The 25,803-nt window shown below is 61.9% G+C and carries 22 protein-coding genes, 1 tRNA gene and 1 pseudogene; 23 read left to right on the top strand and 1 reads right to left on the bottom strand.

The features are described 5' to 3' along the window. Positions 1 to 51 precede the first annotated feature (51 nt). The 19 genes from aroB to CAY53_RS11275 all read left to right on the top strand — a co-directional run bounded on the left by aroB (position 52) and on the right by CAY53_RS11275 (position 20,658). The gene (aroB, locus tag CAY53_RS11365) at positions 52 to 1,188 is read left to right on the top strand and encodes a 3-dehydroquinate synthase (RefSeq protein ID WP_104937194.1); all 1,137 of its coding nucleotides are present in this window, start codon (positions 52 to 54) and stop codon (positions 1,186 to 1,188) included. Beyond that, entirely contained in the window at positions 1,185 to 2,426 is a 1,242-nt protein-coding gene (locus CAY53_RS11360) for a bifunctional nucleoside/nucleotide kinase/histidine phosphatase family protein (protein WP_104937193.1), read from the top strand. The genes aroB and CAY53_RS11360 overlap by 4 nt, the downstream gene beginning before the upstream one ends. A 2-nt stretch (positions 2,427 to 2,428) precedes the next feature. After that, positions 2,429 to 2,830, top strand: a complete 402-nt coding sequence (locus tag CAY53_RS11355) for a MazG nucleotide pyrophosphohydrolase domain-containing protein (RefSeq protein ID WP_104937192.1) — start codon at positions 2,429 to 2,431, stop codon at positions 2,828 to 2,830. Between the two features lie 142 nt (positions 2,831 to 2,972). Next, positions 2,973 to 3,470 (top strand): 30S ribosomal protein S6, encoded by a 498-nt coding sequence (gene rpsF, locus CAY53_RS11350; protein ID WP_104937191.1) that lies wholly within the window; start codon positions 2,973 to 2,975, stop codon positions 3,468 to 3,470. A 24-nt stretch (positions 3,471 to 3,494) separates the two neighbouring features. Then, positions 3,495 to 3,734 carry a 30S ribosomal protein S18 gene (gene rpsR, locus CAY53_RS11345; protein WP_104937190.1) on the top strand — a complete coding sequence of 80 codons (240 nt, stop codon included), beginning with the start codon at positions 3,495 to 3,497 and terminating at the stop codon, positions 3,732 to 3,734. Positions 3,735 to 3,749: 15 nt separating this feature from the next. After that, entirely contained in the window at positions 3,750 to 4,217 is a 468-nt protein-coding gene (gene rplI / locus CAY53_RS11340) for a 50S ribosomal protein L9 (RefSeq protein ID WP_104937189.1), read from the top strand. 103 nt (positions 4,218 to 4,320) lie between these two features. Then, complete coding sequence (gene dnaB, locus CAY53_RS11335; RefSeq protein ID WP_104937188.1) at positions 4,321 to 5,748, top strand: replicative DNA helicase; 1,428 nt, start codon at positions 4,321 to 4,323, stop codon at positions 5,746 to 5,748. A 32-nt stretch (positions 5,749 to 5,780) separates the two neighbouring features. After that, positions 5,781 to 8,231 (top strand): leucine--tRNA ligase, encoded by a 2,451-nt coding sequence (gene leuS / locus CAY53_RS11330; protein WP_104937187.1) that lies wholly within the window; start codon positions 5,781 to 5,783, stop codon positions 8,229 to 8,231. A gap of 36 nt (positions 8,232 to 8,267) precedes the next feature. Then, on the top strand, positions 8,268 to 8,825 hold the full coding sequence (gene lptE / locus CAY53_RS11325; RefSeq protein WP_104937186.1) for an LPS assembly lipoprotein LptE: 558 nt from the start codon (positions 8,268 to 8,270) through the stop codon (positions 8,823 to 8,825). Between the two features lie 11 nt (positions 8,826 to 8,836). Then, the gene (dusB, locus tag CAY53_RS11320; RefSeq protein ID WP_104937185.1) at positions 8,837 to 9,802 is read left to right on the top strand and encodes a tRNA dihydrouridine synthase DusB; all 966 of its coding nucleotides are present in this window, start codon (positions 8,837 to 8,839) and stop codon (positions 9,800 to 9,802) included. A 630-nt stretch (positions 9,803 to 10,432) separates the two neighbouring features. After that, complete coding sequence (locus CAY53_RS11315) at positions 10,433 to 12,262, top strand: ABC transporter ATP-binding protein (protein WP_104937184.1); 1,830 nt, start codon at positions 10,433 to 10,435, stop codon at positions 12,260 to 12,262. Beyond that, a complete protein-coding gene (locus tag CAY53_RS11310) occupies positions 12,259 to 13,998 on the top strand; it encodes an ABC transporter ATP-binding protein (RefSeq protein WP_104937183.1) in 1,740 nt (579 codons plus the stop codon). Before CAY53_RS11315 ends, CAY53_RS11310 begins: the two co-directional genes overlap by 4 nt. 263 nt (positions 13,999 to 14,261) lie before the next feature. Further along, entirely contained in the window at positions 14,262 to 14,585 is a 324-nt protein-coding gene (locus CAY53_RS11305) for a hypothetical protein (RefSeq protein ID WP_104937182.1), read from the top strand. 34 nt (positions 14,586 to 14,619) lie between these two features. Further along, the gene (locus CAY53_RS11300; RefSeq protein WP_017865566.1) at positions 14,620 to 15,432 is read left to right on the top strand and encodes a DUF4198 domain-containing protein; all 813 of its coding nucleotides are present in this window, start codon (positions 14,620 to 14,622) and stop codon (positions 15,430 to 15,432) included. Between the two features lie 130 nt (positions 15,433 to 15,562). Continuing rightward, positions 15,563 to 15,790, top strand: a complete 228-nt coding sequence (locus CAY53_RS13995; RefSeq protein ID WP_104937181.1) for a FeoB-associated Cys-rich membrane protein — start codon at positions 15,563 to 15,565, stop codon at positions 15,788 to 15,790. Beyond that, positions 15,787 to 16,569, top strand: coding sequence for a DUF4198 domain-containing protein (locus CAY53_RS11290; RefSeq protein ID WP_245874817.1), 783 nt, complete (start codon positions 15,787 to 15,789; stop codon positions 16,567 to 16,569). Before CAY53_RS13995 ends, CAY53_RS11290 begins: the two co-directional genes overlap by 4 nt. 327 nt (positions 16,570 to 16,896) lie before the next feature. Continuing rightward, positions 16,897 to 17,157 (top strand): FeoA family protein, encoded by a 261-nt coding sequence (locus CAY53_RS11285; RefSeq protein ID WP_017865568.1) that lies wholly within the window; start codon positions 16,897 to 16,899, stop codon positions 17,155 to 17,157. A 2-nt stretch (positions 17,158 to 17,159) separates the two neighbouring features. Beyond that, positions 17,160 to 19,712, top strand: coding sequence for a ferrous iron transport protein B (feoB, locus tag CAY53_RS11280; protein WP_104937179.1), 2,553 nt, complete (start codon positions 17,160 to 17,162; stop codon positions 19,710 to 19,712). A gap of 70 nt (positions 19,713 to 19,782) precedes the next feature. Further along, on the top strand, positions 19,783 to 20,658 hold the full coding sequence (locus CAY53_RS11275) for a DUF4198 domain-containing protein (RefSeq protein ID WP_104937178.1): 876 nt from the start codon (positions 19,783 to 19,785) through the stop codon (positions 20,656 to 20,658). Positions 20,659 to 20,868: 210 nt separating this feature from the next. Here the strand turns inward: CAY53_RS11275 and CAY53_RS11270 are convergent. Then, positions 20,869 to 20,965: transfer RNA gene (locus CAY53_RS11270), tRNA-Sec, on the bottom strand. Between the two features lie 155 nt (positions 20,966 to 21,120). On the opposite strand from CAY53_RS11270, the gene CAY53_RS11265 reads away from it, so the two are divergent. The 4 genes and pseudogenes from CAY53_RS11265 to CAY53_RS11250 form a co-directional block, all read left to right on the top strand. Then, positions 21,121 to 21,462, top strand: coding sequence for a hypothetical protein (locus tag CAY53_RS11265; RefSeq protein WP_104937177.1), 342 nt, complete (start codon positions 21,121 to 21,123; stop codon positions 21,460 to 21,462). A gap of 107 nt (positions 21,463 to 21,569) precedes the next feature. Then, a complete protein-coding gene (locus CAY53_RS11260; protein WP_181040293.1) occupies positions 21,570 to 22,310 on the top strand; it encodes a tetratricopeptide repeat protein in 741 nt (246 codons plus the stop codon). A gap of 1,156 nt (positions 22,311 to 23,466) precedes the next feature. Continuing rightward, the gene (locus CAY53_RS11255; protein WP_181040292.1) at positions 23,467 to 24,948 is read left to right on the top strand and encodes a subtype B tannase; all 1,482 of its coding nucleotides are present in this window, start codon (positions 23,467 to 23,469) and stop codon (positions 24,946 to 24,948) included. A gap of 107 nt (positions 24,949 to 25,055) precedes the next feature. Continuing rightward, positions 25,056 to 25,486 (top strand): annotated as a pseudogene (locus CAY53_RS11250) (IS5 family transposase); the annotation flags it as partial. Positions 25,487 to 25,803: the final 317 nt, after the last annotated feature.

Below are 25,803 nucleotides of genomic sequence, written 5' to 3'. Positions count from 1 at the left end.
GCGCGCCGGTTTGGGCTCCAGGGCCTGATCCGGCAGGCATTGGGAGGAGCTATGGAAGAGACGCTTACCGTGGGCCTTCAGGAGAGGGCCTATCCCATTCATATTGGCAGCGGCATTCTGCCCAGGCTGGGGGCCTACCTGCGCGCCCGGCTCCAGTCCCTGCGCTATGCTGTCATCAGCGACGATCAGGTGGCAGCCCTCTACGGCGGGAAAGTGCTGGCCGCCTTGCAGGCGGCCGGGCTCTCCGGCGAGCTCTTCACCTTTCCGGCGGGCGAGGCCGGCAAGCGCCTTGCGACCATAGAAGCGCTGGCCGGCCATATGCTCCAGAAAGGCTTTGACCGCAGCCACGCCATCCTGGCCCTGGGCGGTGGCGTGAGCGGCGATATGGCCGGTTTTCTGGCCGCCATCTACATGCGCGGCATCCCCTTTGTGCAGGTGCCAACCTCACTGCTGGCCCAGGTGGACAGTTCGGTGGGCGGCAAGACCGGGGTGGATATCGCCCTGGGCAAGAACATCCTGGGCGCCTTTTACCAGCCCCGCCTGGTGCTGATCGACACGGAGCTGCTGCAGACCCTGCCCCACGATGAGCTGCTGGCCGGTCTGGGGGAAGTCATCAAGTACGGCGTCAGCCTGGATGCCGGTTTTTTTCACTACCTGGCAGAGCGGCGCGAACAGATCCTGGCGCTGGACGCAGGCTGCCTGAGGCATGTGATCAGGCTCTGTTGCACGCTGAAGGCAGGGGTCGTGGCGGCGGACGAGCGGGAAAGCGGCCTCCGGCGGGTACTCAACTTCGGCCACACCATTGGTCATGCGGTGGAGGCGGCCTCGGGCTTTACCCTGCTGCACGGCTTTGCCGTGGCCATCGGCATGGTGGCGGTTGCCGACCTGGCAGTCCGCACGGGCTTTGCCCAGCCGGCGCTCCGCGAGGAAATCGCCGGCCTGCTGAGCGCCTACGGCCTGCCCACGGCCATCCCCAAAACGATTGCGGCGGAACGCATTGCCGCTTTTGTGCAGGCAGATAAAAAAATGGCCGGCCAGCGGCTTTTCTGGGTGATGCCGAGCGCACTGGGCAAGGTGACGGTGACGGATCAGGTCGATGCCAGGGCGTTTCTGCAGATTCTGGGCCTCCGGCGGCATCCCGATGGGCCATCTCAGCGCATGCGCTCCCGTACGCAGGAGGCAACATGAAGGCAAAACTGGTGATCGCCATGGTGGGTCTGCCGGCCCGCGGAAAATCCACCATGGCCCGTAAACTGGGCCGCACCCTGGAGCAGGATGGGGTCAGGGTGCAGGTGTTCAACAACGGCAAGCTGCGCCGTCAGATGGCATCCGGGGCGAGCTGCAGCACGGCCGATTTTTTCTCGCCGGCCAACAGTTTCGGCCTGCAGATGCGGGAAGAGATCGCACGCCAAAACATCGAGGCGGCCCAGGCCTTTCTGGCCGGCGAGGGCCAGGTGGCCATCCTCGATGCCACGAATATCACCAGGGAGCGCCGGGCCGGCATCATGGCCGCCTTTGCCCCTGTTCCCCTGTGCTTTGTCGAATGCCTGAACGCCGACGAAGAGGCCCTGGCCGCCAATCTGGAACGCAAGGCCGCGCTGCCCGAGTTTCAGGATCTGCCCCGGGAGAAGGCGCTCGAAAACTTTGGCCAGCGTATTGCCTACTACGAGCAGATCTACGAACCGCTGTCCGACGAACCCAACCGTATTCTGGTCGATTCCTTTGATTCGTGCATCCTGCAGGAGCAGATCAGCGAGGTTTTGCCCTATTACGACCGTATCCGCGACATCATCACCACCCGGGTGGTGCGCAACCTCTTTCTGGTGCGCCATGGCGAGACCGTGTACAATACCGAAAACCGCATCGGCGGCGACTCCAGCCTGACACCCAGGGGCGAAGAACAGGCCGAAGCCCTGGCCGAGCACTTTGCCACCGTGCGGATTCCCATCATCTTTACCAGCAACCACCGCCGTACCCTGCAAACCGCCCGGCCCATCGCTGCCCGGCAGGAGCCCTGTTCCATCATCGCCCTGCCCGAGCTCAACGAGATCCATGCCGGGGTCTGCGAAGGGCTGACCTATGAGGAGGCGCGCCAGAAAATGCCGGAAGTGGCGAGGGGACGTGCCGCCGACAAGTACCGCTACGTGTATCCCGGCGGCGAGGGCTATGCCACCATGGCCGAGCGGGTCGTGCGGGGCCTGAAAAAGGTTTTTTATCTGGGCAACTATGACGAAAACATCATGATCGTGGGCCACAGGGCCGTGAACCGCATGATCCTCTCCCGTTTCCTGTCACGGCAGGAAGAGGAAATTCCCTATATCTACATTCCCCAGGATCGCTACTACCACATTCGCATAGACCCGTACAAACGCAGCTTCGAGCTGGTGCCCTACAGGAGCGCGCCGGCTTCCTGGGTGGGGTGGTGAGCATGCAAGGGGATACGGAAAGCCTCAGCGCCCTGATGGCGCTGATCGACCGGCTCCGGGGCGAGGGCGGCTGCCCCTGGGACCAGCGGCAGACGGCCCGAAGCATGAGCAGATACCTGCTGGATGAATGCCAGGAACTGGTCGCTGCCATTGAATCGGGCGACCCGGCCGCGGTTCGGGAAGAAAGCGGTGATTTGCTCTTCACGCTGGCCTTTATCGTGCGCCTCTATGAACAGCAGAATGCCTTCACCTGGCAGGAGGTCTGCGCGGAGCTGCACGCCAAGATGGTCAGGAGACACCCGCATGTCTTTGGCCATGCCACCGCCAGAACCGAAGAGGAACTGCAGCGGCAGTGGGCCGAGATCAAGGCTGCCGAAAAGCGGGGGCAGGCAGGAGGCAGTTGAGGGGCAGCCTGATTTTTGCTTGACACGGGCTTTGCAAAAAGAATAGAATCTTCCTCTCATATTTCATTTGCCGGCAGCGAGCCGGCAGCGAGCCAACCTTCTTGCTCCCAAAGCCTGGGGCCAAAGTCCACGAGGAGGAACGATGCGTCACTACGAGACGACCTGTGTTCTGCGCCCGAATCTGGGCGAAGCCGGCTTTACCGAAGTCATTGAACGCTGCACCGGCACTGTGACCGGTACCTTTGGCGGCGCGGTGATTGCGCTGGAGCGCATCGGCCTGCGCAAGCTGGCCTATATGATCAAAAAAGAAAGCCAGGGCTACTATTTTTATCTCAACTACGCCGCGCCAGCCGAGGCCGTGGCGGAGGTTGAGCGTGTTTTCCGCATTGACGACGGGGTGCTCCGCTATCTCACCGTCAAACTGGCCGACAGTATCGACGAGGCCGGCATGGAGGCGGAACGGCAGCGACTGGAAAAGGCTCGTGCCGCCCGCATTGCCCGCGATGCCGCAGAGGCCGAGGAAGAGGCCCAGAGCCGGGGGCGCCGCCGCGATGAATCGGGCAGCGCTGACAGGCGGATGGCCGACACTCAGGACGACGACGGTGACGATGCCGCCCAGGCAGCCGTAGCAGCGGAATAACCCGGAACAGACAAGGAGACGATCATGGCAGCACCGAGAAAAGTTTTTACCCGTCGCCGGGTTTGCCGTTTTTGCACCGACAAGGAACTGGTCATTGACTACAAGGATATCCGCAGCCTGAAAAATCTGGTGACCGAGCGGGGCAAGATCATTCCCCGCCGCATCTACGGCACCTGCGCCAGGCACCAGCGCCAACTGAACGAGGCGGTCAAGCGGGCCCGTCATCTGGCCCTGCTGCCCTACACGGGTGCGGTCGAGCCCTAAGCAGCAGGAGGCGATATGGAAATCATACTGAAAGAAACCATCGATACGCTGGGCCGGGAAGGCGAAATCGTCAAAGTCAAGCCCGGCTATGCCAGAAACTACCTGTTCCCGACCGGCAAGGCCGTACCTGTCACCAAGGCCTCTCTGGCCCGGCTGGAGCAGGAAAAGCAGGCCATTGCCGCGCGTCTGGCCGCCCAGCAGGCCGAGGCCAGAACTCTGGCCGAAAAACTGGACGGTCAGCTTGTGGTGATCCCGCGCCGCGCCGGCGACGAGAACCGGCTGTTCGGCTCTGTGACCACCGCAGACATTGCCGAGGCGCTGGGCACTGCGGGGCTGAGCCTCGATCGCAAGGTCATCGTGCTCGCCGAGCCCATCAAGGTGCTGGGAGAATACCGCGTGCAGGTCAGAACCGGCTACCAGACCACGGCCCAGCTTGTGGTACAGGTTGTGCCCGAAGAGGCGGCCACGCCGGAAGAGAACTGAAGTCCACCGGGCGCTGCCCGGCACATTGCCTGCCAAAAGATGCCTTTTCTTGCCCGGAAAAGGCATCTTTTTTTCAGGCCGCTCCGAAACAGCCTAATGCATCATGCCTGCCTTTGAAGATGTGGCTCCCCGCCCCGATCCCCGCATGCTCCCCCCCCAGAGTCTGGAGGCCGAACAGGCGGTGCTGGGCACCATCCTGCTCCAGCCCGACGCTATCCTGCAGGTGGTGGAAATTCTCAAGGCCGAGGATTTCTACCGTGAGGCCCACCGGATCATCTTCGCCGCCATGCTTGGCCTGTTCGAACGGCGCGAACCCCAGGATCTGATCAGCGTCGCCTCGTTCCTGACCGATCAGCACAAGCTGGAAAACGCCGGCGGAACCGCCTATCTGGCCTCGCTGACCAATGTCATTCCCTTCACCGGCACGCTGACGCACCACGCCCGTCTGATCCGGCAAAAATCCGTACTGCGCCAGCTCATCCGCACCAGTACGGAGCTGGCTGCCCGTTGCTACGACGCGCCGGGCGACATTGACGCGCTCATCGACGACGCCGAGCGTACGATCTTCGAGATCGCCCACGCCAAGAGCGACCAGGCCTTCCAGGTCGTGGGTGAGATTGTGCCGGCCGCCTTCGACCGCATCAGCGAAAGGGCAAAACTGGGCGGCGGCATCACCGGCACAGCCACCGGCTATGCCGATCTGGACCGCATGACCGCGGGCCTGCAGCCGGCCGACATGATCGTGCTCGCGGCCCGGCCTTCCATGGGCAAAACGGCGCTGGCCATGAACATCGTGCAGAACGTGGCCCTGCTGAAAAAGGCGCCGGTTGCGGTCTTCAGTCTGGAAATGTCCGCCCAGGCGCTGGCCATGCGCATGCTCTGCTCGGTGGGCAAAGTCGACGCCCAGCGTCTGCGCACCGGCAATCTGCAGGACAGCGACTGGCCCCGTTTGCAGCGGGCCACGGCCCAGCTCTCCGAAGCGCCGATCTATATCGATGACACTTCCGGGCTGACCGCGCTCGAAATGCGGGCCAAGTCCAGGCGGCTGAAGTCCGAACACGAGCTGGGCCTGATCGTGGTGGACTATCTGCAACTGATGCAGGGCCGGGGCGGCAGCGAAAGCCGGGTGCAGGAAATTTCGGAAATTTCCCGTTCCCTCAAGGCCATGGCCAAGGAGCTGGACGTGCCGGTGCTGGCGCTCTCCCAGCTCAACCGCAGCCTGGAACACCGGGACGACCGCAGGCCCCAGCTCTCCGACCTGCGCGAATCCGGCGCCATCGAACAGGACGCGGACCTCATTCTGTTCATCTACCGGGATGAAGTGTACAACAAGTCCGAGACCAACAAGAACAGAGGCATTGCCGAAATCATCATCGGCAAGCAGCGCAATGGCCCCACCGGCACGGTGAAGCTGTCTTTTCTGGGGCAGTACGCCTCCTTTGAACCCTTCACCCCGCGGGCCGACGAACCACCCGGGCCACCACCGGATGCCATGCCCGACCCCGGCTGGGCGCCGGATATGATGCCCTGATGGGGTGAACTTTTTTGTCTGCAGGAGTCAAGATGAACGACCGCTACGATTTCAAGGCCATAGAACGCAAGTGGCAGCAGCGCTGGCTGGCAGAGGAGCCCGACCGGGTGCCTGACGTTCCGACCGGCAGGAAGTATTACGTGCTCGAGATGTTTCCCTACCCCTCGGGCCGGATTCACATGGGTCACGTGCGCAACTACACCATCGGCGATGTGATCGCCCGCTACAAGCGGATGCGGGGTTTTCAGGTCATGCATCCCATGGGCTGGGACGCCTTCGGCCTGCCGGCGGAAAATGCGGCCATGAAACACGGCACCCACCCGGCGGCCTGGACGCAGGACAACATCGCCTACATGCGGGGCCAGCTCAGGGCCATTGGCCTGAGCTACGACTGGCGGCGGGAGCTGGCCACCTGCGAGCCGGACTACTATCGCTGGGAACAGCAGCTTTTCCTGAAGATGCTGAAAGAAGGCCTGGTCTACCGCAGGGAAACCACGCTCAACTGGTGCGAGAGCTGTCAGACCGTGCTGGCCCGGGAGCAGGTGGAAGAGGGCGCCTGCTGGCGCTGCGGCCAGCCGGTCATGCCCAGGAAAATGCCGGGCTGGTTTTTCAACATCACCCGTTATGCCGGGGAGCTCCTGGCCGATCTCGACCGGCTCAGCGGTTGGCCGGAGCGGGTAGTGGCCATGCAGCGCAACTGGATCGGCAGGAGCACCGGACTTTCCTGCGACTTTCAGGTGGCAGGCAGCGAGGACAGGATCAGCATTTTTACCACCCGCCCGGATACCATCTTCGGTGTCACCTTCATGTCCCTGGCCGTGGAGCACCCGCTGCTGAAAACCCTGAGCCAGGGCCTGCCGCAGCACGAGGCCGTGCAGGCCTTCATCCAGGAGACCATGATTGCCAAGCAGCGGGCCACTCCGGATCAGGAGCCGGAAAAACGGGGCGTCTTTACCGGGCGCTACTGCATCAATCCCTTCAGCGGGGAGCAGGTGCCCATCTATGCGGCCAACTTCGTGCTCATGGAATACGGTACCGGCGCGGTCATGGCCGTGCCAGCCCACGACCAGCGCGACTTCGACTTTGCCCGCGCCTATGGTCTGCCCATCCGCATCGTGATCCAGGCGGAAGGCGAGCCCCTGAGTCCGGAAACGATGACAGCGGCCAGCACCGTGGCAGGCCGCCTGGTCAATTCCGGCGCCTTCAGTGGTCTGGATTCCGAAGAGGCCAAGCAGGCCATTATCAGGCACGCCGAGCAGCAGGGCTTTGGCCGCCCCATGGTGACGTATCGCCTGCGTGACTGGGGCGTTTCCCGCCAGCGCTACTGGGGTGCGCCGATTCCGGTGGTGCACTGCCCGCACTGCGGCATTGTGCCGGTGCCCGAGGAGCAGTTGCCGGTGGTCCTGCCGGACAGCTACCAGCCCCTGCACCAGCAGGAAAGCTTTCTCGCCACCGCCTGCCCGGTCTGTGGCGGCCCGGCCCGGCGGGAGAGCGATACCCTGGATACCTTTGTCGAATCATCCTGGTACTACATGCGCTACCTGTGCCCGGACTACCGGGGCGGCCTGGTGAACAAAGAGGCCGCGGCCGGCTGGCTGCCGGTGGATCAGTACATCGGGGGCGTGGAGCACGCCATTCTGCACCTGCTCTACTCGCGCTTTTTCGCCAAGATGCTGCGCGATCTGGGCTATGTAGGCATCGACGAACCCTTTACCAACCTGCTCACCCAGGGCATGGTGCTGAAGAATGGCGCCAAGATGTCCAAGTCCAGGGGCAACGTGGAAGACCCGAGCATTCTGATCGAACAGTACGGGGCCGACACGGTGCGGCTCTTCTCCATGTTCGCCGCCCCGCCGGAACGGGATCTGGACTGGAACCCCCAGGGCGTGGAAGGTGCGGCCCGTTTTCTGGCCAAAATCCACCACCTGATCGCGCTGAACACGGACTGCCTCGCGAACACGGCGGAACTGGCGCCCGAGGGGCTGGATCCGGCATCCCGCAAGGTATACCGCAAAACCCACCAGACCATCCACCGGGTCACGGAGAGCATAGAGAGCAATTTCCACTTCAACACCGCCATTGCCGGGGTGATGGAGCTGGTCAATGCCATAGGCGTACCGGAAGAGGCGGGCAAGCTGGATAGCGCCGTGCTGCGCCAGGCGCTGGAAACCGTGCTGACGCTGCTCTTCCCGATGGCGCCCCACATCTGTGAGGAACTCTGGGAGGCGAGCGGCCACAGGACCCGGCTGGCCGACTGCGCCTGGCCCGACTACAGCGCCGAGGCGGCCAGAGAAGACGAAATCACCATTGTCATCCAGGTCAACGGCAAGCTGCGCGGCAAGGTGCTGGTTGCCGAGGGCACGGACAACGAGGCTGTGCAGGCCATGGCTCTGGCAGACGAAAAAATCGTACAGTTTCTGGCCGGCAAGCGGCCGAAAAAAATTGTTGTTGTTCCGGGGAAACTCGTTAACATTGTGTGCTGAATCTGTCCTCTTTGTGCCATACCTACAGGAATCGCCATGAAATCAGGCCGCTTTGCTTGTGCACTGCTTTTGATTGCCCTGCTGGCCCTTGCCGGTTGCGGCTACTATTTCCCCCATGTGTATGACGGGCCGGAGCAGGTGGTGTATATGCCTGACTGGGAAAACCGCACCAGCAAACTGGGGCTGGACAACCGCATCTATCAGGTCCTGGCGCGCTGGTTCCAGAAATCGGAAGCCGTGCAGCTCACCAAGGAACGGGGCGGAGCCGACTATATCCTGGCCGGCGAAATCGTGGGCATCGATCTGCCCAGCGTTTCCTGGGATGGCGTCTCCCGGGCCTCGGGCGTCAACGTCAAGCTGGTGGTGCGCTACGTGCTGAAGGATCTGAAGAGCGGCAAGATCGTCTGGGAGGTGCCGAGCAAGCTCTACACCGCCGACTATACGGAGAAAAAAATCAGTGCCGCGGGCGATGAGCTGGCCCTGCGCGAGATCGTGGACGATATTGCCGAAGACATCTACATGGGCACGCTGCACCGTATTCGCCGCCAGCAGGCAAAGGAACCCACATCCGGCAAGGGCCAGTTTGCCGAATAGGCCGCAGCACCATGTTCCGTATCCTTCAGGGCGCCTCTCCGGCGCCCTTTCCTGTTGTGGGCAGGCTGCACCTGCAAAGCCGACTAGTGCTGGCCCCGCTGGCCGGTTATACCGACCTGCCTTTCCGGCTCCTGTGCCGTGAGCTGGGGGCAGGGCTGGTCTTCTCCGAAATGGTCAGCTCCCACGGTCTGCATCAGGGGCAGAAGAAAAGCGCGGCCATGCTGCAGAGCGTTCCGGAAGAGCGTCCCCTTGTCGTGCAGCTCTTCGGCGCCGAGCCCGACATCATGGCCGCTGCCGCTGCCCGGATCTGCGAGTTGCCGGTGGATGGCATCGATCTGAACATGGGCTGCCCGGTGCGCAAAGTCACGAGGCGGGGGGCGGGCGCAGCGTTGATGAGCGAGCCGGAACGGGCGGCCGCCATCATCCAGGCGGTGTGCGCGGCCAGTTCCCTGCCGGTCTCGGTCAAGTTCCGCAGCGGCAGGGACGCGGCGCATCTGAACGCCGTCTCATTCGCCCGCATGGCCGAAGATGCGGGCGCGGCCTTTCTGACGATTCATGGCCGTACCTGGGCCCAGGCCTTTGGCGGTCAGGCAGACTGGAGCCTGGTACGGGCCGTGCGGGAGGCAGTGCGCATCCCGGTCATTGGCAATGGTGATATCGACAGCTTCGCCACCGCGCAGGAACGACTTCAGGCCAGTGCCTGTGCGGCGGTCATGGTGGGCCGGGGAGCGCTCGGCAACCCCTGGCTCTTTGCCGGCCGGGAGCGGCCGCAGACGCTTGCCGGCCGCCTGCCGCTCCTGCATCGCTATCTGGCCCTGTGTGAGGCCTATCTGCCGGTGGAGCGGGTTCTCTTTCGCATCCGGAACCAGGTCTGCCGTTTTCTCGCCGGCCTGAACGGTGCGGCCACGGCCCGGCAAAAGGTGCTGACCTGCACCACGACCGGAGATATCGGCCGTTGCCTGGACTCCTTGGCCTAAGGCCCGCCACGGCAGTTTCAGGAAGCGGCTGCCACCCCTGAGCGGGCAGCCGGCCATGCGGATGGGCGCCCTCAGAGCCCGTTGCACAGTCAGCGCCGCGCAGGATACCCTCTTGCCCTTGCAAACAGCCCCCAAAAATCGATCTGTTGCGCAGGCGGCACTACCTCCCTCCAGTGCAGGGTCAGCGGCGAGCCGTACTGTACAAGGCAGCGTTCCGGCAGAACCGAGTGCAGCCGCGAACAGAGAGCCGGAGGATCCTGCCAAGTCCCGCAGTCACCCGGCATGGAACAAGCTTTCCACGCAGACCGGCGCAAGGGAGCCGTCCCGCAAAGCCCCTGTGCAGAGGCGGCTGCTTCTGGGCTTCCTGCACCAAACGCCCCGGACGACGCGAAGGGGCAGGGCGCTCCATCCCAATGGAGCACGGCAAAGGTATCCCCTTCCGGAAAAACCAGCGAAAAGAACAGGGGAAATTTTTAGGCAAGAAAAATTATGTTTTGGTATTGTAATTTTTTCCGGCTGTCATCATACTGCCTATAAAGGGATTGGGTCTGCCCTTGCGCAGCTTGAAGGTCAGGCGCATCTGGCCATGATGCCTGGCAGATCCGCTCCTGTTTTTCCGGGGAGGCATCCATGAAAAAAAAGAGCGGCATGACCCGGCTGCTGGCAATTGCCGGGGAACGACGAGGACTGGTGATGCTCTCCTGCGTGCTCTCGGCACTCAGCGCGGCGCTGATGCTGGTGCCCTTCCTGAGCGTGTACCGCATCCTGGGCGAGCTTTTGGCGCGGGGAGCTGGCCCGGAGAACGCCGCTTTCTTCGGCCGCCAGGCTTTGATCGCCTTTGGGGCCATGGTGCTGGGCTTCGTCGTTCGCTATGCGTCCCTGATAGTCTCGCACGTGGCTGCGTTCCGGATTCTGTACGGCATCCGAATGGGCCTCGCCCGCCACATCGGCAGGCTGCCGCTGGGCTTCCTCTCGGGCACCACCATCGGCGCGGTCAAGAAGACGATGGAGCAGAACGTCGAGGACATCGAGCTCTTCGTGGCCCACCGCATTCCGGAACTGGTCGACGCGCTGGCTACGACGCTGATTCTGGCCGGAGCGCTGCTCTGGCTCAGCTTCCCCCTGGCTCTGGCCTGCCTGGGCGCGTTTGCCGCAGCGCTTTTCATGCAGGCTTCGCTGTGGTTTGGCGCGCAGGGCAAGGACGCCCTCAAACAGTACTACGATTCGCTGGAGCGGGTCAACGCCTCGGCGGTGCAGTATGTCCGGGGCATGCAGGTGGTCAAGGTCTTCGGCCGCACCGTGCAGTCCTTTCGGGGTCTTTGCGACGACATCCAGGCCTATAGCGCTTTCTGTCTCCAGTTCACCGACCGCTATGAGCGCGGCTATATCCTGTTCAAGGTCGTAGCCAGCTCCTTCTTCACCTTCCTGCTGCCCGTGGGACTCCTGATGATTCAAAACGATCCGGGAAGCCGGGCACTGGCGCTGAGCTTCCTGTTCTTCGTGGTGATGGCCCCGGGTGCGGCCTCGCCCATGATGAGTCTGACGATGCTGGCCATGCAGAGCCGCCAGATCGACGAGGGCGTGGAACGCATCGAGGCCGTGATGGCACGCAGGCCCGTGTCTGAGCCCGCAAGGCCCAGGATTCCGGAGCGCTTCGACGTGGAGTTCCGGGACGTGAGCTTTTCCTACGAGGCGGAGGGACCGGAAAACGCGAGCGCCCTCTCCACGCGGGCCCAGGCCCTGTCGTCCGTTTCCTTTCATGCGGAGGAGGGGAGGGTGACTGCCCTCGTGGGCCCATCGGGCGGGGGCAAATCCACCGTCGCCAGCCTGATCCCACGCTTCTGGGACCTGGGGGAGGGGGAAGGAGAGATCCTCATCGGGGGCGTGGACGTCTGGGACATCCCGAACGAGACGCTGATGGACACGGTGTCGTTCGTGTTCCAGGACAACTTCCTGTTCTTCGACTCCGTGATGAACAACATCCGGCTCGGGCGGCCGGAGGCGACGGACGACGAGGTGATCGCCGCGGCACGGGCCGCCCAGTGCCACGAGTTCATCGAGCGCCTGCCCCAGGGCTACGGCACCCTCATCGGCTCGGGCGGCGTCTACCTGTCCGGCGGGGAGGAGCAGCGCGTCTGCATCGCCCGGGCCGTCCTGAAGAACGCGCCCATCCTGGTGCTGGACGAGGCGACGGCCTTTGCCGATCCGGAGAACGAGTTCGAGATCCAGAGGGCCCTGACGGCGCTCATCAAGGGCAAGACGGTGCTGGTGATCGCACACCGGCTCTCCTCGATCCGAAGGGCCGAGCAGATCCTGGTGCTGCAGGAGGGGCGCCTCGAGGAACGGGGGCGGCACGACGAGCTGCTGGCGGCAGACGGGCTCTACGCCCGCATGTGGCGGGCCTATGTCGGGGCGGAGAGCTGGCGGCTCGGCAGGAGTACGAAGGAGGGGGCGGCATGAAGGACATGTTGCGGGCAGTAACGGCAGGGCATCCCAAAAAACTGCGCAAATCGCTCTGGTACACGATCCTCTCCTATCTGGTGAACATCGTTCCCTTCGGCATCTCCATCGAGGTGGTGCATATCGTGTTCGCAGCCTGGTCGGCCGGCGGCGCGCCGGATATGGCGAAGCTGTGGGGGCTGTGCGCCTTGCTGTTTGGCTGGCTGATTGTGATGTATGCCGCGGAGGTGCCAGCCTACCGGGCCTGTTACCGGGACGCCTACAGCGCCTCGGCCCGGGGGCGGGTCGAGCTGGCGGAGAAGCTGCGCAAGCTCCCGCTGGGCTACTTTGCCCGGCGCGACCCCGGCGACCTCGTGAACATGATCATGGGCGACTTCCTGCTGCTGGAGACCGCGATCTCCCATCAGGTGCCACAGATGGTCGGCGGCCTCGTCCTGCCCGTCATCGCCTTCGTGGGCCTGTGCTTCTGGAACCCGCCCATGGCCATCGCCATGTTCGTCTCGCTCCCGGCCGGGGCCCTGGTGCTCCTGCTCTCGACGAGGCTCCAGAACCGGCTGAGCCAGAAGCACATGCGGGCCAAGATCGACGCGGGGAACCGCATTCAGGAGTACATGAACGGCATCCGCGTCATCAAGGCCTGCAATCTGACGGGGGAGCGCTTTGCCCGGATGGAGAGCGCCTTCCAGGGCTTCATGCGGGAGAGCATCCGCATCGAGGCGGCCCTGGGTCCCTTCGCCATGCTGGCGATCTCCCTGATCCGCCTGGGGCTGACCCTGATGATCGTGCTGGGTGTGCACCTGATGATCGGCGGGACCCTCGACCCCCTGACCTTTGTCGCATTCCTCATCGTCGGGACGCGCGTGTACGACCCCCTGACGGCGGCGCTGCTCAACTTCTTCGTCTTCCGCTATTCCACCCAGGCCGGAAAGCGCATCCTTCGCCTGATGGAGGAGCCCGAGATGAGCGGGGAGGGCGACGCGCCCGAGCGGCACGACATCGAGCTGAAGAACGTCACGTTCGGCTACGGCGGCGAGCCTGTGCTTCGGGACGTGAGCCTGACGTTTCCGCAGGGGAAGCTGACCGCGCTGGTGGGCCCGTCGGGGTGCGGAAAGACAACCCTGATGAAGGTCATGGCCCGCTTCTACGACCCGCAGTCCGGGACGGTGCTCTTCGGCGGCGCGGACGAGCGCGGGCTGGATCCGGAGAAACTGATGCGGCGGATATCCTTCGTCTTCCAGGACGTGTACCTGTTCCGGGACACGGTGCGGAACAACATCGCCTTCGGACGTGAGGGGGCGACGGAGGCCGAGGTGGAGGAGGCGGCGAAGCGGGCCTGCGCCCACGACTTCATCATGCGGCTGCCCCAGGGCTACGACACGATGGTGGGGGAGGGCGGCTCCACCCTCTCTGGCGGGGAGAAGCAGCGGATCTCCATCGCCCGGGCGCTGCTCAAGAACGCGCCGGTCGTCCTGCTGGACGAGGCCACGGCGAGCCTGGACCCGGAGAACGAGGTGGAGGTGCAGCGGGCCGTCAACGCGCTGGTGGAGGGGCGCACCGTGGTGGTGATCGCCCATAAGCTGCGCACGACCCAGAACGCGGACAACATCGTGGTGATGGAGGCGGGGCGCGTGGTGGACCAGGGCCGCCATGCGGAGCTTCTGGAGCGCGGCGGGCTCTACGCGCGGCTCTGGACCCTGCAGAACGAGTCCGTGGGCTGGAGCCTGACCGGAGACTGAGGCGCGCTGAAGCGTTTCAGGAATTCGCGCACGCCATCCTGGCGTTTTGCAGGTGCCGTGAAAAACAGTTGACAAAACCGGAAGGGTAGATCATTCTGCTGCTAAAATTGCCTTTGGCTAATATATTTAAGTTCTAGAAAATGAGGCCTTTTTCGTCCCACTGTCCGGAAGCGCTGGCAGCACTTCGGCGGCGAGCCGGGCGCGGCATTGAGCTTCCATCGGCCTGTTTTTCATCATCAGCTATCAGGAAGGAGGAAAGAAAGATGTTCACAAAAAAGATGTTGTTGTTGGCTGCTGCGATGTCATTCCTCTTCGTGGCAGTCCAGGCTTGGGCCCATACCCCCCTGTGCTCCTGTTATGACAACGGCGACGGCACGATCACCTGCGAAGGCGGCTTTTCCGACGGCTCCTCCGCCTCTGGCGTGAAGATGCGCGTCGAAGACAGCGCGGGCAAGGTGCTGATCGATGGACAGATGAGCGCAAACAGCGAATTTGTTTTCGACAAGCCGAAGACCGACTACAAGGTCATCTTTGATGGCGGCGAAGGTCACCGGCTCGAGATCAACGGGAAAGACATCGTCGAATGACGCAAGTTCACATGGAGTTTAATAAGGAGTACGTATGAAAAGGATGCTGACTACCCTGGCCTGCTGCGCGGCCGTTGTTTCTGCTGCCCCGGCCTACGCCCATTTCCAGATGATATACACCCCGGAAATGGCCCTGGAGGAAGGGGGGAAAATTCCCCTGGCCCTGGTCTTTACCCACCCTTTCGAGGCGGGCCATACCATGGACATGGGCATGCCCGAGCAGTTCTTCGTTATCCGCAGCCGGGGTGAAAACGCGCCCCAGAAAACCGATCTGCTGAAAACCCTGAAGCCCATGACCTGGACCAGCCTGACCAACAGCGGCAAGGCCTGGGAAACCGAATATGCGGTCAGGGGCGGCGACTATACCTTCTGTCTGGTTCCGGAACCCTACTATGAGCCGGAAGAAGAGGGGTACATCAAGCAGAGCACCAAGGTGATCGTGAATGTGGGCGGCGAGCCCGGCGCCTGGATGGAGCCGGTAGGCATGGACACGGAAATCGTGCCGCTGGCCAAACCCTATGACCGCTGGACCGGCAACGTGTTCCAGGGCAAGGTGCTCCTGAACGGCAAGCCCGTGCCTGGCGCCGAAATAGAGATCGAATACCTCAACCACGAGCCCCTGCTCGACAAAAAGGCCTTTGCCGCAAAGGCCGAGGTCAAGGCTCCGCAGAGCGCCTTTGCCCTGCAGACCATTTTCGCCGACGACAACGGCGTCTTCACTTTTGGCATTCCCAGGGCGGGCTGGTGGGGTTTTGCCGCTCTCGATCTTGACCCCGAGTACAAGTACAAAGGCAAGAAGTGCTCCCGGGATGCGGTTATGTGGATCAAGGCGGTTGACATGAAATAATGCCCCGGATTGGCTCGGAGGCGGGTCAGATCCTGAATCCTGCGGTTTGGGAACAGGCAAACCTGGAGCCCTGATGGCTGTCTTTGGCCCTTGCCATTCATTTTCTTACAGGTGAAGGTATAAGCTCATCATGAATGCTCTCGTCCAGATCCTTGTTGTTGTTGCGGTGGTAGCTGTCGCCGTCTGGTATTTGTACAGCCGCTTCAGAAAAATGACGCGACCGGGCCAGTCTTCTTGTGGCTGCGGGTGCGGCTGTGGCGGCGCCTGTCCTCCGCCACCCCCGCAAAGCGGGATGAGAACAAGCCCGGAGACCCTTCCGGGCCGAACTGACAAACCAAAAACATGGAGGAAAAGATGAATCGACTGACGTGCAGCCTGACTCTGGCCTTCTGTACCCTGGCTCTGCCTCTGCAGGCCATGGCCCATGATTTCTGGGTCAATGCTGCCCAGGATGCGAACAAGGCGCAGGTCAAGGCGCAGATCGGCTATGGACACGGCTTTCCCGAGCCCGAGGCCATTGCTGCGGATCGGGCGCACATTTTCAATCCGCTGCGTCTGGTGACCCCCGACGGGGCCACGGAAATGACGCAGAAAGGGGAAAATTACGCCTACGAGAGCAAGAAGGCCTTGAAAAAGGGCAGCTACCTTGTGCTGGGCGACTACAAGCCCACCTTCTGGTCCAAGAACGCCGAAGGCTGGAAGCAGGCCAACCGCAGCCAGATGAGCGACGCCAGCTACTGCGAAGAAGCGGTGATGACCGCCAAGAGCATTCTCAACGTGGACGGCGGCATGGACACGGCCCTGATTACCCAGGTGCAGGGCCAAAAGCTGGAAATCGTGCCCCAGGTCAATCCGGCGACAGTAAAGCCGGGAGCGGCCTTTCCAGTACAGGTGCTCTACGACGGCAAACCGGTGAAAACAGCCGAGGTCACAGCCACCTTCGCAGATTTTCTTTCCAAGGAAAGCAAGGCCTTCTACGGTCACACCGACTTGAAAGGCATGATCGAGGTGATTCCCCTGCAGGCCGGATACTGGTTTATCCAGGCCAAGCATAAGGCTCCGTACGCGGACACGAAGGTGTGCGACGAAATCGTTGCTGTAGGCACCCTCTCCTTTTACATCGGCAAGCAACCGTAACAGGGCCTGGGCGGCAGATTGTTTCCGGCCCAACGGCGGGCAGGGGTATCGGGCTCTTGCCTGTTCCACTGCCCGCATTTTCTTTTTGCTCTTTTCTTGGCAGGATGTCAGCCCGTTTTCCATATAAGCCGGTGGAATATATAAATATTAAATTCATGTCCCTGTTGGGCTCCGGACTCTGCCCGCTCAAGTCACCCGGAAATTCTGAAATTTGTGCTTGAAAAAACATTTAGCAGTCCCTAATTACACGGATACAAGGAGTTCAGTAAAAATTCGTGCCCTGTGCATCGAGCAAGCCTAATGGCCTCTCACAAAAGGAGACTTTCCATGCAACGACATCAACACCGCCACGGCAACGGAGCTTCCTGCCGTCTCAACACGCTGCGACCCGGCGACCGGGCCTGCATCCGCCGCCATCATGCCGAGGGCGCCATTCGCCAGCGCCTGCTTGATTTGGGCTTCGTGCCTCTGACATACATCAACGTGGTTCGTCGCGCCCCCCTGGGTGACCCCATCGAGTGCGAGGTGGACAATCTGAAGATCGCCCTCAGACTGGCGGAAGCCGCACTCATCGAGGTGGAACGCTGACCATGGTTGCAGTCGCTGCTCACGAACACGAAACAACAGAGGTTCCCGTGCAGGAGCCGAAAAAAAATCTGCGCGTCGGCCTGGCTGGTCAGCAGAATGCGGGCAAGTCCACCGTGTTCAACATGCTGACCGGGGCCAACCAGCACATTGCCAACTATCCCGGCGTCACGGTTGACAAGAAAACAGGGTACTACAGCTTTCAGGGGGTCAGGGCAGAGGTCGTTGACCTGCCCGGCACCTACAGTCTCACCTCCTTCTCCCTGGAGGAGCGGGTGGCCCGGGACTTTCTGATGCACGGCGGCCCCGACGTGATCGTCAACGTGGTGGACGTTTCCACCCTGAGGCGCAGCCTCAACTTCACCTTCCAGATCATGGAAATGGGCCTGCCGGTCGTCCTGGGCTGCAACATGATGGACGTGGCCAGACAAAACGGCATCGAGGTCGATATCGCTGGCCTCGAAGCTCAGTTGGGCGTGCGGGTCGTTCCCCTGATCGGCCGCAAGGGCGTGGGCAAAAAGGAGCTGCAGAGCGCTGTGCTGGCCACTGTGGGCCAGCACGGCAAGGGGGCGCTGCAGGTCAACTACAACGAGCTGGAACCGGAAATCGAGGCCCTGCGGCAGCAAGTAGAAAGAGCGGAATTCCCCCGGGCCTACCCGGGGCGCTGGCTCGCCGTCAAGCTGATCGAGGGTGACCGGGAGGCCGAGCGGCTGGTTGCAGGCACACTGGGCGCGCAGCATGCTTTGCTGGAGCAGGCCCGCCGCGCCCGCGAAGACTTTGAGCGGGACTCCGGCATGGATGTGGCCGACTACATGTTCTCCTGCCGGAACAAACTGGCCTGCGCCCTGGTGGAGGCGAACGTCAGGGAAACCCGCAAGGGCCGCAAGACCCTGTCGGACCGCATCGACAGTCTGGTGCTCAACCGCCTGGCCGCGCCCATCGTTCTGGTGGCCACGGTCTTTCTTATCTACCAGCTCTCCATCGTCAAGGGCTACGAACTCACCCAGTACTGGTGGCCGGTGCTGGCCAAATTCCGGGCACTGGTTGCAGACATTCTGCCCGACGCGGGCATGCTGGAGGACAGCTATATCCGCTCCATGGGACTGTGGATGGTGGATTCGGCCAATGCGCTGCTGAACTACATTCCAATCTTCCTCATCCTCTTCTCCCTTATCGCTATCCTCGAGGACAGCGGCTACATGGCCAGAATAGCCTTCATCCTCGACAAGCTTCTGCACCTCTTCGGTCTGCACGGCCAATCGACCCTGCCCTATATCCTCGGCGGTGTTTTCGCCGGCGGCTGTGCGGTTCCCGGCGTCATGGCCACCAAGGGCATTCCGGATCACCGCTCCCGCATGGCCACGATTCTGACCGTGCCCTACATGAACTGTCTGGCCAAGATTCCTTTCTACACCCTGATCATCAACGTCTTCTTCGCGCCGTACAAGTCCTGGGTCATGCTGTTTTTGTCCACCATCACCATCTTCGTGGCGCTTCTGGTGGCCCGCCTGCTGACCGCGACCGTCCTGCGAACCACGGAAACCGCCCCCTTTGTCATGGAGCTGCCGCGCTACCACATGCCGACCCTGTTTGGCGTGGGCCAGCGGGCCATAGAGCGCACCTGGCAGTACATCAAAAAGGTCGGTACCATAGTGATAGCCGTTTCCGTCTGCGTCTTCAGCCTCCTGCAGTTTCCAGGCGTAGGCGAGGACACGATGGCCGGCTTTCAAAAGCAGATGGACCAGGCGGTGGGCGATTTCCGCGGCAAGATCCAGAAAACCAAGTACAGCGGGCAGTTGCAGGACGATGCCGCCCTGCTGGATCTGATCAACCTGTACGGCACCTACAAGGCTGCCAAACTCAACGTCAGCGGCGCGAGCGCCTCCCAGGCCCTGGATGCCCGCTACGAGCAGAAATATCCGGCGCTCTTTCCCCTGCTCAAGCCCAAAAAGGGCGACAAGGACGGGCAGACGGTCAGCAAGGCCCTGCGTAACCTGTCGTCCCAGCGCGAACTGCTGCGCCGCCAGATCAAGGAGCGACAGATCGAAACCAGTCTTCTGGGCATGATCGGCCGCTCGCTCGAGCCCCTCACCCAGTGGGCCGGCTTCAACTGGAAGATCAATGTGGCCATTCTTTCCTCTTTCGCAGCCAGGGAATCCAGCGTGGCCACCATCGGCGTCCTGTACCAGCAGGGGGCCGATGAAAACAAAAAACTGGAGGAACGCATGGGCGCAGAGGCCGGGGGAGACGACTTCACACCCCTGCATGCCCTGGCCATTATGGTCTTCTTTGCCATGTACCCGCCCTGCCTGGCCACCACCATCATGATCAAGGTGCAGACCGGCTCGTACAAGTGGATGCTCTTCTCCATCCTCTTTCCGACCAGTCTGGGCTTTCTTGTCGCGGTGCTGCTCTTCACCGGCGGCCGTATTCTGGGCCTGAGCGGCATCCAGATGATGGGTCTGTTCTACGGCGCCGTGGTGCTGCTGACCGTGATTCTCGGCTTTGTACGCTCCTGGCAACTGCGGCCGCGGCTGCCGGCACCGCAGCCAGTCTGAACAGGGAGGAGCTGGGCCCGCCTGCTGGCGGGCCCAGCTGCAGCCGTCCATTGCTCACCGGAGGACAAACATGACCCATTGCTTAAGACAAACCCTATCCCACCGCGGCATTCTCTGCGGGGCTTTGCTGCTGCTGGCTGCGCCGTGGCTGTTTGTTGCCCAGGCCGGCGCGCACTCGCTGTTCATCCAGTCGGGCCGCATGCAGGTCAATCCTGGCAAGGCCTCGCCGCTGTTCTTCTGCTACGGGCATCATTTTCCGGTGGACGATGCCATTCAGGGGAACAAGCTGGCCCACGTGCAGGTGATCGCTCCCGACCGCAGCGTCACCGATGTGCAGGTACGGGACGAACATTCCCTGCACTCCTATCTGGTGCACTACGAGCAGCCCGGCACCTATATCCTGACCGCTGAAACCACGCCGGGCTATTTCGCCATGTACGTGGACAAAAAAGGGCGCGAACGCCACTCGCTCAAGCCCTTGAGCACCTTTGCCGGCGAGGCCCGGGAGGTCCGTTCCAGCATGCGCAGCAGCCAGTGGGCCAAGACCTATGTTGTCAGCGACAAGGCTTCCGAACCGGCGCCCGGGCCGGTGGGCCTGCCTCTGGAGCTGGTGCCTGCCGCCAACCTGGCCGCTCTGAAAGAGGGCGACAGTCTGGCCTTTCAGGTGTACGCCGACAAGATGCCCTACACCGGAGAGGGCACCTGGGATGCCACCTACAGCGGTTTTTCCACCGAAGCGGAGGATATGTATATTCCCCAGACCAGGGCCAGAGACGGCAAATTCGTCGTGCCGATAGACCATGCCGGCCGCTGGTTTGTTCGCTTCTTCAGCAAGACCCCGGCATCCGAAGCGCAAAAGACGGAATTTCTGACGGAAAAAAAGACAGCCACCTTTGTTTTCGAGGTACGCAATGAACGCAAGCGGCCCCAGGTGGACAGCCACTGAAGGGGCGGGCGGGCCCGTGGGCGGCATTGTCCGCGCAGCAGTCCGGAGGCCGCTCCTGGCGGAATAGCGAAGGATGAGCCAGTGTGGTTTGGGCCTCATTCAGCGTTGATGCTTGTGCCTCACTGCTCAGGGATTCGGGAAGTATTCGGTACAGTTGGCCATGCAGTCGGACCCTTCCGAAGAACTCGGAGCGGTCCGATTGCCGTTACATGGCGGAAGTGCATGGGAATCGAACCCACCTGCCGGTTTTGCAACCGGCACACCGGATTTGAAGTCCGGGAGAGCCACCAGTGCCCTGACCACTTCCACGATACCGGTCAGCCACAGACAAATTTACCGACAGGGGATTGTTTAATAGGTGTTGACCGGAAAAACAACTTTTTATTATAGTGCCGCCCGATTCTCATCCCCAACCCCCAACCGGGCGCCTGTACGTCCTTCCGCCCTTCTGCAGAGCCTTTTATGGAATGTGAACAACTGAACCGCCTGATCAAGGAATGGTACCTGCAAAAGATCCATGAAACCTTGGCGCCGGCCCGCATGATGCTTTTTATTGACCAGCACATTAAAAACTGCCCGATCTGCGCCAAGGATCTTCTGCTCCCCGATGAGGTGGAAAAGATCCGCGAGTTTATTTTCCCGGAAGCCCGGCTGATTACCCCAATTCAGGTGGAAAACGCCGACGAGGAGGATAACGAAGAGGCCTACGAGGAGGAAAGCGAGGTGGTCGACGAGGCGGATGACGAATTTGCAGGTGGCGGAGAGGGTGAAGAACCGGAGAGCGACGAAGGCGGGGAACTCTGAAACCGCCTCCCGGTTTGCCGGGGCACCCCGCTATCCCGAAGTGCCTCTCTGCGCAGGCGCTTATGCCTTGCCCAGCACTATCCCCACACAAAGGCAGGAGTCCCTTCATGCCGAAGACCCCAGACGATTATCCCAATCCGGTTGCATCCACAGCCGAAAGCAGGCCACCCCCCTCTATGCAAAGTCCGGGTGGCTCCGTTTCCCGGTCAACGCTTTATCTGGCTGTCTGCGCCGCCTGTATTCTGGGCTTTGTGGGCGGTGTCGGCTACAGCGCCTTCAAGGCGGCGCCCGCTCCGGCCCCTGCGCAGCAGACTACGGACAAGCCCCGCCAACCCGGGGTGATTACGCCGGAAATGCTGGTTGCCCTGGAGCAGCGGGCCGAACAGGACCCGGACAATGCAAAAGTCTGGGAAGAGCTGGGCAACGCCTTCTCCGATCACGGCCAGGCAGAGGACGCTATCGCCGCCTACACTCGCGCCCTCGCGGTGGATCCGGACAACCACGATGTGCGCACGGACCTGGGCAGCGCCTTCTTTCAGGCCGGGAAGCCCGAGCTGGCTCTGCTCGAATTTGACAAGGTGCTCAGCATTGATCCGAATCATCCCCAGGCCCGCTTCAACAGGGGGGTGGTGCTGTACAACGGGCTGGGCGCCAAACAAGGCGCACTGGCGGAATGGAAACAGTTGTTGACCTCCCATCCAAATCTCATCACTCCAGGCGGCATGCCCCTCAAGGACTTCATCCAGGCGGCCGAAGCGGACGAGGCAGAAAGCGCACCGCGCAGGCAGGGCGGGGAACTCGGCTCTGAAGTAGCTCCAGCCAGGAGCCCGGAGACAAAAAAGCCCTGAGCTGCGGCTCCCGCTCTGGCTTCGGCATGCCCAGGGAGTGGATGCATTCAGCATGCAGGTGCAGCAGTGAGAGCACGGTTCCAGACTTCAGCGGGAATCTGGTAGCTTAACCAGTTGTGAGACCTTCTATTCAGCCGATGAGCTGCCCTGAAGAGCATCTTCCCCGTGATTTTGTGCAAGCTGATGTCTCCTGGAAAAACTGTCGCAGCAGGCACCCTCATTCTCGTTCGTGCCCCGTTGCCACGGAGCATGCGGCCTGCAAAAGTACATGCGCAGGTCTGCCCGCTCCAGCTCCCCGAACCCGGCCATTTCCGAGTCATTATCAAGGGTCAGCGTCTGCAGCAGAGTCGGTGGCAGCTCACACAAGCACGGCAGGAGCGCCTCGCCCGAGGCGGCATCTTGTTCTCAACCCTGGCCGGCAGCAGAAAGCTACTTTTGCGCTCCTTGCAACTGAGCAGTGCGCCTTGCCCTGGAGGCACAGACCATATCCGCCTCCCGGTCCCCAAAGCGGGTTCTGTCGGCAACAGGCAGTGGCCGCCGGGCTTTATCGATACGCCGGGGAAACAGGCACCTGCCTTGCCGCCTGCGGCGTCTGCGGGCGCGGCGCAAATGGCGATAGCTGGTATCACCAGGCTGTGCGGCAGCGTAAATCCAGCAGGAGATGCTCTCCCACTGATGCGCATACCTGCACCTGCTGGATAGTGCGGCCGCAGACGGCCCGCAATCCGTTCGGGCAAGCAGATCGGAGCGGCTCATGCAGTGGTAGTGGCGCAGCGTCTTCCGTCTTTTTCGGGTCCGGCAGTCAGCAGTCCGGGTACGAAGCAGGATTTGGAGCTGCCCTGGCGCTGCTTGCTGGAAATGATGCTGTGGCGGCGGGCCAGGGCATCCGGCAATGTCCCGGCAACCCATCCCAAGGTTACAAATACTCCGGTGCCGATGCGTTCTGCCAGGGTAAGATGGACGCCGGGCACGGCCGGCTCCTTCTGGCTGCTTGGTATTTGACACTGCCAACTCGACCAGAATCCCGTCCTGCCCTTTGAACTTCTGCTCACCCTGACCGAGCGGTTCCTTGACAATGAGAATCTACCGCGTATGCTGATGCTGCCAGATACTGTCACTGGAACGGACTTTTGCAACCCTCCCGCAAAGAAAAAACATGAAACTCCAACATATCCCCGTCCTGCTGCTGGCCACAGCCCTGTCCGCCCAAGCCGCATTGCCGCAACAGGCGGAGCTGCCGCGCTACCCCGTGCCGAAAAACCTCGACTTTGCCCAAGTTGCAGGCAGCCAAAAAACAATCGACGTGAACGGGCAGAGCGTGCAATACCGCGCCTTCGAGCACATCGTTTACGTGATGAAGCCTACCGACACGCGCTACCAAATCATGAACGTGTACATCCCCGAAGCCTATTTCCAAGGTGGCAGCGTGAACGGCTTTACCAAAGACACCGCACCGATTTTCTTTCCGAACAACGTGGGCGGCTATATGCCGGGCGAAGCAGGACAGCCTGAAACCGATTCGCCCGGCAGCGGCAAGCCCAACGCCATCGCCGTCGCCCTGTCGCAAGGCTATGTGGTGGCCAGCGCAGGCGCGCGTGGGCGCACCGAAGCCAACGGGCGTGCGCCCGCCGCCATTGTCGATTTGAAAGCCGCCGTGCGCTACCTCAAAGCCAACGACGCCCAAATGGCGGGCAATGCCGGCAAAATCATCAGCAACGGCACCAGCGCGGGCGGCGCATTGTCGGCACTGCTCGGCACCAGCGGCAACGCCCCCGAATACGCGCCCTATCTGCGCGCACTGGGTGCGGCCAACGCCACAGACGACGTGTTCGCCGTGTCCGCCTATTGCCCGATTACCAATCTGGAACACGCCGATGCCGCCTACGAATGGCAGTTCAACGGCGTGAACGACTACGAAAAAATCGACATTGCCATGCTGGACTACCATGTGCAGCGCAAAACCGTTCGCGGCACGCAAACCGCCGAGCAGATACGCCTTTCAGACGGCCTGAAAAAACTGTTCCCAGCCTATGTGAACAGCCTGAAGCTGAAAAACGCCCAAGGCGTGTTGATGACGCTGGACAAAAACGGCAACGGCAGCTTCAAAGCGCAAATCGAATCCATGCTCGCCCAATCCGCGCAAAAAGCCTTGGGCGAAGGCAAAGACCTGTCCGGCCAAACCTGGCTGACAATAGAAAACGGCAAAGTCAAAGCCGCCGATTTTTCTGCCTACGCCCAATTTGTCGGCAGACAAAAAACCGCGCCCGCATTTGACGGCGTGGACTTATCCACCGGTGAGAACAACCTGTTCGGCGACGCGCAAACCCAAGCCAAACACTTTACCGCGTTCAGCGCGCAAAACAGCACCATATCTGGCGCGCAAACGGCAGACGCGGCCACCGTCCGCATCATGAACGCCATGAATTTCATCAAACAGGGCGGCACGCAGCACTACCGCATCCGCGCCGGCGAAAACGACCGCGACACCTCGCTGGCCGTCTCCCAACTGCTCGCGCTCAACTTGCAGGCACACGGCAAAAACGTGGATTACGCCCTGCCCTGGGGCGTGGGACATAGCGGTGATTACGATTTGGACGAGCTGTTTGCCTGGATGCAGTCGGTCGCCGTGCAGAAATAGCAGCCGCAGGTCGCGGTATGGATGCCCGACCATCTTGTGTCTGGGCCCCAGCCTCATGAATTGCCAAAAAGCAGAAAATCTGGTTAGTTGTGCTCAGGGAGGACGTCATGAGCCAACTGTTCTCCCTTTCTACCGAACAACTCGAACGTATCAAGCCCCTCTTTCCACGTTCTCATGGTATTCCGCGGGTCGATGACCGGAAGGTCATCAGCGGCATCATTTATGTCATCAAGCATGGCCTGCAGTGGAAAGACGCGCCGCGCGAGTATGGCCCGTATAAAACGCTCTACAATCGTTTTTTGCGCTGGAGCCGGATGGGCATCTTCAACAATATTTTTACCGAATTGGCAAAAACAGCGGGACAGGATGGCCAGGTGATGATCGATGCGACCCACCTCAAGGCGCATCGAAGCGCCGCCAGTTTGCTCAAAAAAGGGCTCTTTCCCGCTGCATCGGCCGCACAAAGGGCGGGCTGAACTCCAAAACCATGCCCTTTGCGACGCTCACGGCAGGCCAGGTGAGCGACTACAAAGGAGCCACCCTGCAAGACGCCACAACGAGTTGCCCCGGCAGGGACCGCGATCCCTGTCGGGGCAACGTGCGCTGGGGCGCCATGGGGGCCGGTCCTCCGGCCCCGCTGCATCCAGGGCCAGACTTTGCTCCTGCCTGCCTACTGGGCCAGAACGGCGCACACGGCGGAACAGATGGCCTCTCCTTGGTGGCTTCCATCAAAGTGGCCGGGGATGGCGCTGCCCAGCGACTTGCGCAAAAGGTCGCCGTTCAGCAGATCGGCCAAAGGCTTGCCCGGCTTGGTGGCCTCCTCGTGGAGCCGGTTGAAATCCTTGGCCTCCTGCT

This window comes from Desulfobulbus oralis, from assembly GCF_002952055.1.
In the GTDB taxonomy this organism is placed as follows: domain Bacteria; phylum Desulfobacterota; class Desulfobulbia; order Desulfobulbales; family Desulfobulbaceae; genus Desulfobulbus; species Desulfobulbus oralis.
The sequence above is the reverse complement of the archived record's forward strand: the minus strand, read 5'-3'. Positions and strand labels throughout refer to the sequence as shown.